This is a genomic window from Pseudomonas sp. W2Jun17 (assembly GCF_023127795.1).
Lineage (GTDB): Bacteria > Pseudomonadota > Gammaproteobacteria > Pseudomonadales > Pseudomonadaceae > Aquipseudomonas > Aquipseudomonas synxantha_A.
In genome coordinates, this window is the sequence record NZ_SPKO01000011.1 from 165571 (window position 1) to 179215 (window position 13645).

The 13645-nt window shown below is 59.6% G+C and carries 17 protein-coding genes; 10 read left to right on the forward strand and 7 right to left on the reverse strand.

Annotated features, from left to right (window positions below):
* Nucleotides 1-17 precede the first annotated feature (17 nt).
* From lptB to E4O98_RS09730, 5 genes are read right to left on the reverse strand one after another with little or no spacing between them, the layout of a single operon-like run.
* The gene (gene lptB, locus E4O98_RS09710; RefSeq protein ID WP_005784841.1) at nt 18-743 is read right to left on the reverse strand and encodes an LPS export ABC transporter ATP-binding protein; all 726 of its coding nucleotides are present in this window, start codon (nt 741-743) and stop codon (nt 18-20) included.
* The gene (gene lptA, locus E4O98_RS09715) at nt 743-1276 is read right to left on the reverse strand and encodes a lipopolysaccharide transport periplasmic protein LptA (protein ID WP_032877782.1); all 534 of its coding nucleotides are present in this window, start codon (nt 1274-1276) and stop codon (nt 743-745) included. The genes lptB and lptA overlap by 1 nt, the downstream gene beginning before the upstream one ends.
* Nucleotides 1263-1835 carry an LPS export ABC transporter periplasmic protein LptC gene (gene lptC, locus E4O98_RS09720; RefSeq protein ID WP_032877780.1) on the reverse strand — a complete coding sequence of 191 codons (573 nt, stop codon included), beginning with the start codon at nt 1833-1835 and terminating at the stop codon, nt 1263-1265. The genes lptA and lptC overlap by 14 nt, the downstream gene beginning before the upstream one ends.
* 8 nt (nt 1836-1843) lie before the next feature.
* Complete coding sequence (locus E4O98_RS09725) at nt 1844-2368, reverse strand: HAD family hydrolase (protein WP_005784847.1); 525 nt, start codon at nt 2366-2368, stop codon at nt 1844-1846.
* On the reverse strand, nt 2369-3343 hold the full coding sequence (locus E4O98_RS09730; protein WP_032877777.1) for a KpsF/GutQ family sugar-phosphate isomerase: 975 nt from the start codon (nt 3341-3343) through the stop codon (nt 2369-2371).
* Between the two features lie 298 nt (nt 3344-3641).
* Between E4O98_RS09730 and E4O98_RS09735 the strand changes: the two genes are divergently transcribed.
* The 10 genes from E4O98_RS09735 (at nt 3642) to hisC (ending at nt 11596) form a co-directional block, all read left to right on the forward strand.
* Entirely contained in the window at nt 3642-4451 is an 810-nt protein-coding gene (locus E4O98_RS09735) for an ATP-binding cassette domain-containing protein (RefSeq protein ID WP_005784851.1), read from the forward strand.
* The gene (gene mlaE / locus E4O98_RS09740; protein WP_005784853.1) at nt 4451-5248 is read left to right on the forward strand and encodes a lipid asymmetry maintenance ABC transporter permease subunit MlaE; all 798 of its coding nucleotides are present in this window, start codon (nt 4451-4453) and stop codon (nt 5246-5248) included. Before E4O98_RS09735 ends, mlaE begins: the two co-directional genes overlap by 1 nt.
* Nucleotides 5248-5715: an outer membrane lipid asymmetry maintenance protein MlaD gene (mlaD, locus tag E4O98_RS09745; protein WP_005784855.1), complete on the forward strand. Its 468-nt coding sequence runs from the start codon at nt 5248-5250 to the stop codon at nt 5713-5715. Before mlaE ends, mlaD begins: the two co-directional genes overlap by 1 nt.
* An 11-nt stretch (nt 5716-5726) precedes the next feature.
* Entirely contained in the window at nt 5727-6374 is a 648-nt protein-coding gene (locus E4O98_RS09750; protein ID WP_032877773.1) for an ABC transporter substrate-binding protein, read from the forward strand.
* Nucleotides 6371-6676, forward strand: a complete 306-nt coding sequence (locus tag E4O98_RS09755) for an STAS domain-containing protein (protein ID WP_005784859.1) — start codon at nt 6371-6373, stop codon at nt 6674-6676. Before E4O98_RS09750 ends, E4O98_RS09755 begins: the two co-directional genes overlap by 4 nt.
* Nucleotides 6677-6792: 116 nt before the next feature.
* Complete coding sequence (locus tag E4O98_RS09760; protein ID WP_003188597.1) at nt 6793-7032, forward strand: BolA family protein; 240 nt, start codon at nt 6793-6795, stop codon at nt 7030-7032.
* A 23-nt stretch (nt 7033-7055) separates the two neighbouring features.
* A complete protein-coding gene (gene murA, locus E4O98_RS09765) occupies nt 7056-8321 on the forward strand; it encodes a UDP-N-acetylglucosamine 1-carboxyvinyltransferase (RefSeq protein WP_032877771.1) in 1266 nt (421 codons plus the stop codon).
* 138 nt (nt 8322-8459) lie between these two features.
* On the forward strand, nt 8460-9095 hold the full coding sequence (gene hisG, locus E4O98_RS09770) for an ATP phosphoribosyltransferase (RefSeq protein ID WP_003188599.1): 636 nt from the start codon (nt 8460-8462) through the stop codon (nt 9093-9095).
* Nucleotides 9096-9223: 128 nt separating this feature from the next.
* The gene (hisD, locus tag E4O98_RS09775; RefSeq protein WP_003188601.1) at nt 9224-10540 is read left to right on the forward strand and encodes a histidinol dehydrogenase; all 1317 of its coding nucleotides are present in this window, start codon (nt 9224-9226) and stop codon (nt 10538-10540) included.
* 3 nt (nt 10541-10543) lie between these two features.
* Complete coding sequence (gene hisC, locus E4O98_RS09780; protein WP_032877769.1) at nt 10544-11596, forward strand: histidinol-phosphate transaminase; 1053 nt, start codon at nt 10544-10546, stop codon at nt 11594-11596.
* 130 nt (nt 11597-11726) lie between these two features.
* On the opposite strand, the gene E4O98_RS09785 is transcribed toward hisC, so the two are convergent.
* Both E4O98_RS09785 and upp read right to left on the reverse strand, forming a co-directional pair.
* The gene (locus E4O98_RS09785; protein WP_032877767.1) at nt 11727-13001 is read right to left on the reverse strand and encodes a uracil-xanthine permease family protein; all 1275 of its coding nucleotides are present in this window, start codon (nt 12999-13001) and stop codon (nt 11727-11729) included.
* 2 nt (nt 13002-13003) lie between these two features.
* Nucleotides 13004-13642 carry a uracil phosphoribosyltransferase gene (gene upp, locus E4O98_RS09790; protein ID WP_003188608.1) on the reverse strand — a complete coding sequence of 213 codons (639 nt, stop codon included), beginning with the start codon at nt 13640-13642 and terminating at the stop codon, nt 13004-13006.
* Nucleotides 13643-13645: the final 3 nt, after the last annotated feature.

Genomic DNA, 13645 nt, shown 5'->3' on the forward strand with positions numbered 1-13645 from the left:
GCGCGATACCACTCCGTCTACAGGCGGAACTCGTGACCCAGATAAACTTCCTTGACCAGTTCATTGGCCAGGATGGTCTCGGCGTCGCCTTCAGCAATCAACTGACCATCGTTGACGATATAGGCGGTTTCACAGATATCCAGCGTCTCACGGACGTTGTGGTCGGTGATCAGCACGCCAATACCCTTGGCCTTGAGGTGGTGAATGATCTGCTTGATATCGCCGACCGAAATCGGGTCAACGCCGGCAAACGGCTCATCCAGCAGGATGAACTTCGGTGCGGTGGCCAGGGCGCGGGCGATTTCCACGCGGCGGCGCTCACCACCGGACAGGCTCATGCCGAGGTTGTCGCGAATATGGTTGATGTGGAACTCCTGCAACAGGCTTTCCAGCTCTTTGCGGCGGCCGTCGCGGTCGAGTTCCTTGCGGGTCTCGAGGATCGCCATGATGTTGTCGGCTACCGACAGTTTGCGGAAGATCGACGCTTCCTGGGGCAGATAACCGATACCGGCGCGTGCACGACCGTGCATGGGCTGGTGGCTGACGTCCAGGTCGTCGATCAATACGCGACCCTGATCCGCCTGGACCAGCCCGACGATCATATAGAAGCAGGTGGTCTTGCCGGCACCGTTGGGGCCGAGCAAGCCGACGATCTGGCCGCTGTCGATCGACAGGCTGACATCACGTACCACCTGGCGGCTTTTATAGGCCTTGGCCAGATGCTGGGCTTTCAGGGTTGCCATTACTGGGCCTTCTTCTTCGGCTGGATAACCATGTCAATGCGCGGACGTGGCGCGGTGACCTTGGTGCCATTGGCGCGGCCAGCAGTGGCGACCTGCTTGACGGTGTCGTAGACGATTTTCTCGCCTTCGGTCGAGTTGCCGTCGCTGCTGATCACTTTGGCGCGGTCAGTCAGTACGATGCGGTTCTGCGGCGCGTGGTACTGGATGGTTACGCCGTAGCCTTTGATCGGGCCTGGATCGGCGGCGTTTTGCTTCTGTTCGAAATAGGCAAGGTTGCCCACCGAGGTCACGACGTCGATATCGCCGGCCGGGGTGCGGGTCAGGGTGACGGTATTGCCGGTAATCTTCATCGAACCTTGAGTGATGATTACGTCGCCCTTGTAGGTCGCGACACCTTGCTTGTCATCGAGCTGCGCATCGTCAGCCGAGATGTGGATCGGTTGCTGGCTATCGTTCGGCAGAGCCCAGGCGCTCACGCTTCCCAGTGCTGCGCCCAGACCGAGCAAAATAGGGAGGGTTTTAACGAGCCTCATACTGTCCTCTTACGTTCGATAGCAGGTGTATCCTGCTTTCTTTCAAATACGCTTTCATTCCCTTGCCAGTCGATACACCGCCAGCGCCGTCGATTCTAACGTCTTGCTCGGTCTGCGCATATTGCTTCTGTGGGAATACCGTCATGCGACTGCTGGTAATGATGGTGTCGCGGTTCTGCGCGTCTGTACGTGCGACGCGTACCGAGTCGATCAGTTCAACTTCGGTGCCGTCCGAGTTCACCTCGCCACGCTTGCTGGTCACGTGCCAGGGAAATTCTGTACCGCGATACAGATTCAGGTCCGGGTTGGTCAGCAGGCTGACATCGGCTACCTTCAAGTGCTCGACCTTGTCCGACGTCATTTCATACTGCACCTTGCCGTCTGGCAGGAACTGAATGCTGTAGGCGTTGGTGGCGTAATAGTCGATAACACCTTCGTCAACCTGCGCAACAGGCTTGTCGAGAAAGCGCTCCGGGCTGATATTCCAGTAGCCCACCGCCAGGAACAGCGCGGCAATGACCCCGAATAGCAGGAAGTTGCGAATCTTTTTGCTCAGCATATAACGCTCTATAGGTAGGCGGCGTGGGCCGCTTCAAGGCTGCCCTGGGCACGCAGGATCAACTCGCAGAACTCGCGGGCAGCACCTTCGCCGCCACGGGCGGTGGTGATGCCATGGGCGTGTTCGCGCACAAACGCCGCGGCATTCGCGACCGCCATGCCCAGGCCCACCCGGCGAATCACCGGCAGGTCGGGCAGGTCGTCACCCAGATAGGCGACTTGTTCATAGCTTAGGTTGAGTTGGCCAAGAAGCTCGTCCAGCACCACCAGTTTATCCTCGCGGCCCTGATACAGGTGAGCAATTCCGAGGTTTTGTGCGCGGCGTTCCACAACCGGCGTCTTTCGACCACTGATAATCGCCGTTTGTACGCCCGCCGCCATCAGCATCTTGATGCCCTGGCCATCGAGCGTATTGAATGTCTTGAATTCGCTGCCGTCTTCGAGAAAGTACAGGCGGCCGTCGGTCAGCACGCCGTCAACGTCGAAAATCGCCAGCTTGATGTTTTTACCGCGTTGCAACAGATCGCTGGTCATTTACATCACTCCTGCGCGCAGCAAGTCGCCAAGGTTAAGGGCTCCGATCGGTCGATCATCGTTATCGACGACGATCAGCGCGCCGATCCGGTGGTCTTCCATGATTTTCAGCGCTTCAGCCGCGAGCATTTCAGCGCGGGCGGTCTTGCCGTGGGGTGTCATCACCGCGTCGATGGTGGCGGTGTGAATATCAATGGTGCGGTCCAGGGTGCGGCGCAGATCACCGTCGGTGAATATCCCGGCCAAGCGTCCGTCGGTCTCCAGGATTGCCGTCATGCCGAGGCCCTTGCGGGTCATTTCCATCAGCGCATCCCTGAGCAGGGTACCGCGTGGAACGCTTGGCAGTTCGGCGCCCGAATGCATGACATTTTCCACTTTCAGCAGCAAGCGACGCCCGAGGGCACCGCCTGGATGGGAAAATGCGAAGTCTTCTGCGGTAAACCCGCGGGCCTCCAGCAGCGCCACCGCCAGGGCATCGCCCATGACCAGTGCGGCGGTGGTGGAGGAAGTCGGTGCCAGGTTCAACGGGCAGGCCTCATGGGCCACGTGCACGTTGAGGTTGACGTCGGCGGCCTTGGCCAGGGTCGATTCCGGGTTGCCCGTGAGGCTGATCATCTGGATACCCAGGCGCTTGATCAACGGCAACAGGGTCACGATTTCGTTGGTAGTGCCGGAATTGGACAGCGCCAGAATCACGTCATCCTTGGTGATCATGCCCATGTCGCCGTGGCTGGCTTCTGCCGGATGCACGAAAAAAGCGGTGGTCCCGGTGCTTGCCAGGGTGGCGGCGATCTTGTTGCCGATGTGGCCGGATTTACCCATGCCGACCACGACAACGCGGCCCTTGCTGGCCAGGATCATCTCGCAGGCGCGCACGAAATCCGCGTTGATATGGGCCAGCAAGCCTTCTACGGCTTCAAGCTCTAGGCGGATGGTGCGTTGTGCGGATTGAACAAGTTCGCTGGATTGGCTCATGTCTGAAATCGTATAGCCTGACGAAAAGGCGGCGATTATAGCGGTAATGATCAATTCCCTCACGTAAGTTCGTCAGGCTTTGTGCGCGAAGTTCCAGCCAATCACCTTCGGTAACGGTTATTCCCTGTCCTAAATCTGAACGAGCGCTGTTCCGGCCTTGGGGGCGCCGCACCAGCGGTGATATAGTTCGCCGCCAGTTCGGTCCGCCCAACCCATGTGCCTAATTATTGCGCATCCGTTGCAAACCAAAGTCGCACACATGGTGTCTGAGTGAAAGGCTGCATCCCAAGGAGATTAGATGAGTGCCGATAACGCCTACGCGGTCGAGCTGAAGGGCCTTACCTTCAAGCGCGGTTCGCGCAGCATCTTCAATAACGTCGATATTCGCATTCCTCGCGGCAAGGTCACGGGCATCATGGGGCCTTCCGGTTGCGGCAAGACCACCCTGTTACGCCTGATGGGCATGCAATTGCGCCCCAGTGCCGGCGAAGTGTGGGTCAACGGCCAGAACCTGCCGACGCTGTCGCGCAGCGATCTGTTCGATGCGCGCAAGCATATGGGCGTGCTGTTCCAGAGCGGTGCGCTGTTTACCGACCTCGATGTTTTCGAAAACGTAGCCTTCCCGCTGCGGGTGCATACCCAGCTGTCCGATGAAATGATTCGTGACATTGTGTTGCTGAAGCTGCAGGCCGTTGGCCTTCGCGGTGCCATCGACCTGATGCCGGACGAATTGTCCGGCGGTATGAAGCGCCGTGTCGCCCTGGCGCGGGCCATTGCCCTCGACCCGCAGATCCTTATGTACGACGAGCCATTCGTGGGGCAGGACCCGATCGCCATGGGTGTGCTGGTGCGCCTGATCCGCCTGCTCAATGATGCATTGGGAATCACCAGCATCGTGGTGTCTCACGATCTGGCCGAAACCGCGAGCATCGCCGACTACCTGTACGTAGTGGGTGATGGCCAGGTGCTGGGGCAGGGTACGCCTGAAGAGCTGATGAACGCCGATAACCCGCGTATCCGCCAATTCATGACCGGCGATCCCGATGGCCCGGTGCCTTTTCACTTTCCGGCAGCGGACTACCGCTCAGATCTTCTGGGGAAGCGCTGATGCGCAAGACATCTCTTATCGAAAAGGTTCGCCTTTTCGGTCGCTCGGGCATCGACATCATCGAAGTCCTGGGGCGTTCGACCATTTTCCTGTTCCACGCCTTGCTGGGCCGCGGTGGCATCGGCGGGGGCTTCGGCCTGCTGCTCAAGCAGCTGCACGCAGTGGGTGTGATGTCCCTGGTGATCATTGTGGTCTCCGGGGTGTTCATCGGCATGGTGCTGGCGCTGCAGGGCTTCAACATCCTGTCCAGCTACGGCTCGGAGCAGGCGGTAGGCCAGATGGTGGCCTTGACCCTGCTGCGTGAGCTCGGCCCGGTGGTCACTGCCTTGCTGTTCGCGGGGCGTGCAGGTTCGGCGCTGACCGCCGAAATCGGCAACATGAAGTCCACCGAGCAACTGTCCAGCCTGGAAATGATCGGTGTGGACCCGCTCAAGTACATTGTTGCCCCGCGCCTGTGGGCCGGCTTTATTTCCCTGCCATTGCTGGCGATGATTTTCAGCGTGGTGGGTATCTGGGGCGGTTCGTGGGTGGCGGTTGACTGGTTGGGCGTCTATGACGGTTCCTACTGGGCCAACATGCAAAACAGCGTGACCTTCACCGGTGACGTGCTCAACGGCATCATAAAGAGCATTGTCTTTGCCTTTGTGGTGACGTGGATTGCCGTATTCCAAGGCTATGACTGCGAGCCCACCTCAGAAGGGATCAGTCGTGCCACTACCAAGACCGTTGTGTACGCCTCGCTGGCGGTACTGGGCCTTGACTTCATTTTGACCGCCTTGATGTTTGGAGATTTCTGATGCAAAACCGCACTGTGGAGATCGGTGTCGGCCTTTTCTTGCTGGCTGGCATCCTGGCTTTACTGTTGTTGGCCCTGCGAGTCAGCGGCCTGTCGGCCAGCCCCACCGCCGATACCTATAAACTTTACGCGTATTTCGACAATATCGCCGGTTTGACGGTCAGAGCCAAAGTGACCATGGCCGGCGTTACCATCGGCAAGGTCACGGCAATCGATCTGGACCGCGACAGCTTCACCGGGCGAGTGACCATGCAGGTGGACAAGAAGGTAGATAACCTGCCGACCGACTCCACGGCATCTATCCTCACTGCGGGGCTACTGGGCGAGAAATACATCGGTGTCAGCGTGGGCGGGGAAACAGCCTTGCTCAAGGATGGCTCTACAATCCACGACACACAGTCGTCGTTGGTACTTGAAGACCTGATCGGTAAATTCCTGCTCAATACGGTCAATAAAGACGCTAAATGAGGAATCTGTTCATGATCTCTACCTTGCGACGTGGCCTGCTGGTACTGCTTGCAGCGTTGCCGCTGATGGCCAATGCGGCAGGTTCTGCGCACGATTTGGTGCAGGACACGACCAGCAGGATGCTGGCCGACCTGAAGGCCAACAAAGAGCAGTACAAGCAAGACCCTTCCAGGTTCTACGAAGCACTCAACACGATTGTTGGCCCGGTGGTCGATGCCGAAGGTATTTCCAAAAGCATCATGACGGTCAAGTATTCGCGCAAGGCAACCCCGGCGCAGATGCAGACGTTCCAGGAAAACTTCAAGCGTGGTCTGTTCCAGTTTTACGGCAACGCTCTGCTGGAATACAACAACCAGGGCATCGTCGTTGACCCTGCCAGGGAGGAGTCGGGCGACCGTGCCGAGGTCGGAATGAAAGTCTCGGGCAGCAATGGCGCGATCTATCCGGTGTCCTACACCCTGACGAAAATCAACGGTGAATGGAAGCTGCGCAACGTGGTCATCAACGGCATCAACATCGGCAAGCTGTTCCGTGACCAGTTCGCCGATGCGATGCAGCGCAATGGCAATAACCTGGACAAGACCATCAATGGTTGGGCCGGTGAAGTGGCCAAGGCCAAGGAAGAAACCGACAAAGCTGCCGGGAAGCCTGCGCAATGACCGAGGCGGCTGTTCGTATCGGCGACGCCGGCGAGCTGTTGCTCAGCGGCGTGCTCGATTACCGTACCGGGCCTGACCTGCGCAAGCAGGGCCAGGCACTGATCAAGGCCAGCAATGCGCCTGCGCTGGTGGTTGACTGTTCGGCGGTGACCAAGTCCAGCAGTGTCGGTCTGTCGTTGCTGCTGTGCTTCATGCGCGATGCCGAAGCAGCAAAAAAGCCGCTCAGTATCCGTGCCTTGCCTGAAGACATGCGCGAGATTGCCGAGGTTTCCGGCCTGACCGAGCTGTTGGCACACCCTTAATACACATTTATCAGAAAAGCCCCCCCGTCAGAGTCCTGCTATGCGGGGTTCGCAGGCGCGGGGCTTTTTTGTATGATGTGCGACCCGTGCGCACTGGGCGCCGATAGAGGTTGAGCATGCAGGCCCTAGAAGTTAAGAGCTTCCTTGAAGGAAAGCTGCCGGAAACGACTGTTGAAGTTGAAGGCGAAGGCTGCAATTTCCAGCTGAACGTGATTAGCGATGAACTGGCGGCATTGAGCCCGGTCAAGCGTCAGCAGCAGATCTATGCCCATTTGAACCCATGGATCACCGATGGCAGCATCCATGCGGTCACTATGAAATTTTTCAGCCGCGCGGCCTGGGCCGAGCGCACCTGAGCCCCCAAGGCGTCGAGATTCTTATGGATAAATTGATTATTACCGGCGGTGCCCGCCTTGATGGCGAGATCCGCATTTCCGGTGCGAAAAACTCCGCCTTGCCGATCCTGGCAGCGACCCTGCTGTGCGATGGCCCGGTGACTGTAGCCAACCTGCCGCACCTGCACGACATTACCACCATGATCGAGCTGTTCGGCCGCATGGGCATTGAGCCGGTGATCGACGAGAAGCTGGCCGTCGAAATCGACCCGCGCACCATCAAGACCCTGATCGCACCGTACGAACTGGTGAAAACCATGCGTGCGTCGATCCTGGTGCTGGGCCCGATGGTTGCTCGTTTCGGCGAAGCCGAAGTGGCCTTGCCTGGCGGTTGCGCCATTGGTTCGCGTCCGGTCGACCTGCACATCCGTGGCCTTGAGGCCATGGGCGCAGTCATCGACGTCGAAGGCGGCTACATCAAGGCCAAGGCGCCGGAAGGCGGCCTGCGTGGCGCGAACTTCTTCTTTGATACCGTCAGTGTGACCGGTACCGAAAACATCATGATGGCCGCTGCCTTGGCCAACGGCCGCAGCGTGCTGCAAAACGCTGCGCGTGAGCCGGAAGTGGTCGACCTGGCCAATTTCCTGAACGCCATGGGCGCGAAGGTTTCCGGTGCTGGCACTGACACCATCACTATTGATGGTGTAAAGCGTCTGCACACCGCCACCTACAAAGTCATGCCTGACCGCATCGAGACCGGTACCTACCTGGTTGCCGCTGCTGTGACCGGTGGCCGCGTGAAGGTCAAGGACACCGATCCGACCATCCTTGAAGCCGTCCTGGAAAAACTCAAGGAAGCCGGCGCAGAGATCACCACCGGCGAAGACTGGATCGAGCTGAACATGCACGGCAAGCGGCCAAAAGCCGTCAATGTGCGTACTGCTCCGTATCCGGCGTTCCCGACCGACATGCAAGCGCAGTTCATCTCCCTGAACGCCATTGCCGAAGGCACCGGTGCCGTGATCGAGACCATCTTCGAAAACCGCTTCATGCATGTGTATGAATTGCACCGCATGGGCGCCAAGATCCAGGTCGAAGGCAATACCGCCATCGTCACCGGCATCGACAAGCTCAAGGGCGCGCCAGTAATGGCTACCGACCTGCGTGCTTCCGCCAGCCTGGTGATCTCGGCACTGTGCGCCGAAGGCGACACCCTGATCGATCGCATTTACCACATAGACCGTGGCTACGAGTGCATCGAAGAAAAACTGCAGATGCTCGGCGCGAAGATCCGCCGCGTACCGGGCTAACCCCCACTGCCCTGTAGGGGTGAGCAAGCTCGCTCCTACACACTGGTTTGTTTCAAATCGAGGCTGTCATGGCCTCGATCTGTGTCTGGCACTGTTTGTGACCGGACAGCAATAGCATGATGAAGGACTGACGTTCCCATGTTGACCATCGCACTGTCCAAGGGCCGCATCCTTGACGACACGTTGCCGCTTCTGGCTGAAGCGGGCATCGTGCCGACCGAGAATCCGGACAAGAGCCGCAAGCTGATCATCCCCACGACCCAGGACGACGTTCGCCTGCTGATCGTGCGGGCTACCGACGTGCCGACCTACGTTGAACATGGTGCCGCCGACCTCGGTGTCGCGGGTAAGGATGTGCTGATGGAATACGGTGGCCAGGGCTTATATGAGCCACTGGACCTGCGTATCGCCCTGTGCAAGTTGATGACCGCTGGCCGTGTCGGTGATGTCGAGCCCAAGGGCCGTCTGCGAGTGGCGACCAAGTTCGTCAACGTCGCCAAGCGCTACTACGCCGAACAGGGCCGCCAGGTCGATATCATCAAGCTCTACGGCTCGATGGAGCTGGCACCGCTGATCGGCCTGGCCGACAAGATCATCGACGTGGTCGACACCGGCAACACCCTGCGCGCCAACGGTTTGGAGCCACAGGATTTCATCGCCGACATCAGCTCTCGCCTGATCGTCAACAAAGCTTCTATGAAGATGCAACACGCCCGTATCCAGGCGTTGATCGACACCCTGCGCAAGGCAGTGGAGTCTCGACACCGCGGTTGACTCACCCGCGTAGCCCAAAGGCTGCGCCCGTCTATCCGCCTCATAGCCAGAATTCTCAGGTGCCCAAGCGGAAACGACTGCTAGTTTAGGGCGCCTGAGTTTTTGCCAATTCTATTGAGGCCCTCGCTATGACCACGTCCACTGCAATTGCCCGACTCAACGCTGCCGACCCGGATTTCGCCCATCATCTGGATCATCTGCTGAGCTGGGAAAGCGTGTCCGACGATTCGGTCAACCAGCGGGTGCTCGACATTATCAAGGCCGTGCGCGAGCGCGGTGATGCGGCGCTGGTGGACTTCACCCGTCAGTTCGACGGCCTGGACGTCAAGTCGATGGCGGACCTGATCCTGCCCCGCGAGCGCCTTGAGCTGGCCCTGACGCGTATCACCGCGCCCCAGCGCGAAGCCCTGGAAGTCGCAGCGGCGCGGGTACGCAGCTACCACGAAAAGCAGAAGCAGGACTCCTGGAGCTACACCGAAGCCGATGGCACCGTACTAGGCCAGAAGGTCACGCCGTTGGACCGTGCCGGCCTTTACGTGCCGGGCGGTAAAGCCTCTTATCCGTCGTCCGTGTTAATGAACGCGATTCCGGCCAAAGTGGCGGGCGTCACTGAAGTGGTCATGGTGGTGCCGACCCCTCGTGGTGAAATCAACGAACTGGTACTGGCTGCCGCCTGCATCGCGGGTGTCGACCGAGTGTTCACCATCGGTGGCGCCCAGGCCGTCGCGGCCTTGGCCTATGGCACCGAAAGCGTGCCGAAGGTCGACAAGGTTGTTGGCCCAGGCAACATCTACGTCGCCACCGCCAAGCGCCATGTGTTCGGCCAGGTCGGCATCGACATGATCGCCGGCCCTTCGGAAATTCTGGTGGTGTGTGACGGCCAGACCGATCCGGACTGGATCGCCATGGACCTGTTCTCCCAGGCTGAGCACGACGAAGATGCCCAGGCGATCCTGGTCAGCCCCGATGCCGAGTTCCTCGACAAGGTCGCCGCCAGCATCAATAAGCTGCTGCCGACCATGGAGCGTGCCGAAATCATCGAGAAGTCGATCAATGGCCGCGGCGCACTGATTCTGGTGCGTGATATGGAGCAAGCCATCGAAGTGGCCAACCGCATCGCGCCGGAACACCTGGAGCTGTCCGTAGCGGACCCGCAAGCCTGGTTGCCGTCGATTCGTCACGCCGGTGCGATCTTCATGGGGCGTCACACCAGCGAAGCCCTGGGCGACTACTGCGCCGGGCCTAACCACGTGTTGCCGACCTCCGGCACTGCGCGTTTTTCATCGCCGCTGGGGGTGTATGACTTCCAGAAGCGTTCGTCGATTATCTTCTGCTCGCCACAAGGTGCTTCCGAGCTGGGCAAGACTGCTTCGGTGCTGGCCCGTGGTGAATCCCTCAGCGCTCACGCACGCAGCGCTGAATACCGCATCGTCAAGGGAGAGTAAGGCATGAGCAAATTCTGGAGCCCTTTCGTCAAGGACCTCGTGCCTTACGTACCCGGTGAGCAACCGAAGCTGACCAAGCTGGTCAAGCTCAACACCAACGAAAACCCATACGGCCCATCGCCCAAGGCATTGGCAGCGATGCAGGCCGAGTTGAACGACAACTTGCGCCTGTACCCGGACCCCAACAGCGACCTGCTTAAACAGGCAGTGGCCAGGTATTACGGAATCGACGCCGGGAAGGTATTCCTGGGCAACGGTTCCGATGAAGTCCTGGCGCACATCTTTCATGGCCTGTTCCAGCACGATCTGCCACTGCTGTTCCCGGATATCAGCTACAGCTTTTACCCCGTGTATTGCGGCCTCTACGGCATCAAGTACGACGCGCTGGCGTTGGACGAGCAGTTCCAGATTCGCGCATCTGACTATGCCAGGCCCAACGGCGGGATCATCTTCCCCAACCCTAACGCACCCACCGGCTGCGTACTGGCGCTGGATGCGGTGGAGCAGATCCTCAAGGCCAGCCCGGATTCGGTGGTGGTGGTCGACGAAGCCTACATCGACTTCGGTGGCGAAACCGCCATCAGCCTGGTGGACCGTTACCCGAACCTGCTGGTGACCCAGACCCTGTCCAAATCGCGCTCACTGGCCGGTTTGCGTGTGGGCCTGGCCGTGGGTCATCCGGACCTGATCGAGGCGCTGGAGCGGGTCAAGAACAGCTTCAACTCCTACCCGCTGGATCGCCTGGCGATTGTTGGCGCGGCGGCGGCGTTCGAAGACCGTGAATACTTCGAGCAGACCTGCCAGATGGTGATCGACAGCCGCAACAAGGTGGTCGCGCAACTGGAAGGCAAAGGGTTTGAAGTGTTGCCCTCGGCGGCGAACTTCATCTTTGCGCGCCACCCACGGCATGACGCTGCTGGATTGGCAGCCAAGTTGCGTGAGCAGGGGGTTATCGTGCGGCACTTCAAGCAGGAGCGGATTGCCCAGTTCCTGCGGATCAGTATCGGTACGCCTGAGCAAAACCAGGCGCTGGTTGATGGCCTGGGCGAGCTCTAAGCCACACTGAAAATCAAAAAAATGTGGGAGGGGGCTTGCTCCCGATAGCGGTGGATCAGTCGATTAGATGTCGACTGGCACTCCGTCATCGGGGGCAAGCCCCCTCCCACATTCTATTTTGCGGCGTTAGTTAAAGAAGCGGCTCATCCGGCTTCTTGTTCTTCCAGCCATCATTGCCCGGCAGCAGCAGGTTCAAGCCAATCGCCACCACCGCACACAGGGCAATGCCCTTGAGGCCGAAATCGTCCGGGCCGGTGCCGGTGCCGACCAGCACACCGCCAATCCCGAATACCAGGGTTACCGACACGATCACCAGGTTGCGTGCTTCACCCAGGTCGATCCTGTGGCGAATCAGCGTGTTCATCCCCACCGCGGCAATCGAGCCGAACAGCAGGCACAGAATCCCGCCCATCACTGGCACGGGGATGCTCTGCAGCAGTGCGCCGAACTTTCCGATAAACGCCAGGCTGATGGCAAACACTGCCGCCCAGGTCATGATTTTCGGGTTGTAGTTCTTGGTCAGCATCACTGCGCCGGTCACCTCGGCGTAGGTGGTGTTCGGCGGGCCGCCAAACATGCCGGCAGCCGTAGTGGCGATACCGTCACCCAGCAAGGTGCGGTGCAGGCCGGGCTTTTTCAGGTAGTCGCGACCGGTCACGCTGCCCACCGCAATCACACCGCCGATATGTTCGATCGCCGGGGCCAGGGCAACCGGGACGATAAACAGGATCGCCTGCCAGTTGAACTCCGGCGCGGTAAAGTGGGGCAGGGCGAACCACGGCGCAGCCGCGATCTTTGCCGTGTCGACCACGCCAAAGTAGAACGACATGGCAAAACCCACCAGCACGCCGGAGATGATCGGCACCAGGCGGAAAATACCTTTGCCGAACACGGCCACGATCAAGGTGGTCAGCAGTGCGGGCATCGAGATCAGCATCGCCGTCTGGTAATGGATCAACTCGGCTCCGTCGCCGGACTTGCCCATGGCCATATTGGCGGCAATCGGCGCCATGGCCAGGCCGATCGAGATGATCACCGGGCCGATGACCACCGGTGGCAGCAGCCGATCGATAAAGCCGGTGCCCTTGACCTTCACGGCCAGGCCCAGGAACGTATAGACGAAACCGGCCGCCATCACCCCGCCCATGGTCGCCGCCAGGCCGAATTGGCCTTTGGCGAGGATGATCGGGGTGATAAACGCGAAGCTCGATGCCAAAAATACCGGCACCTGCCGCCCTGTCACCACCTGGAACAGCAATGTGCCCAGGCCGGCGGTGAACAGTGCGACGTTTGGATCAAGACCTGTGATCAGCGGCATCAACACCAGCGCGCCAAATGCTACGAAGAGCATCTGTGCGCCAGACAGGATCTGGCGCCAAAGCGGGTCGTTGAATTCATCCTGCATGTTCACGCGTCCTTCTGCTTGGTGCCGAAGATCTTGTCACCGGCATCGCCAAGGCCTGGGATGATGTAGCCGTGTTCATTCAAGCGCTCATCAATGGATGCGGTGTAGATCTGCACATCCGGATGGGCTTTCTCGACGGCGGCGATGCCTTCGGGCGCGGCCACCAGCACCATGGCACGGATGTCCCGGCAGCCGGCTTTTTTCAGCAGGTCGATGGTCGCGACCATGGAGCTACCGGTGGCGAGCATCGGGTCGATGATCATGGCCAGGCGCTCGTTGATTTCCGGAACGAGCTTCTCCAGGTAGGTGTGGGCCTGCAGTGTTTCTTCATTGCGGGCAACGCCCACGGCGCTGACCTTGGCGCCCGGGATCAGGCTGAGTACACCTTCGAGCATGCCGATACCGGCGCGCAGGATAGGGACGACGGTAATTTTCTTACCGGCGATTTTTTCCACTTGTACGGGACCGGCCCAACCGGGGATCTCGTAGGTTTCCAGGGGTAAATCCTTGGTGGCTTCGTAAGTCAGCAGCGCTCCGACTTCCTGAGCAAGCTCACGGAAATTCTTCGTGCTAATGTCGGCACGGCGCATAAGGCCGAGTTTGTGTCGGATCAGCGGGTGGCGGATCTCGCGAGTGGGCATGGG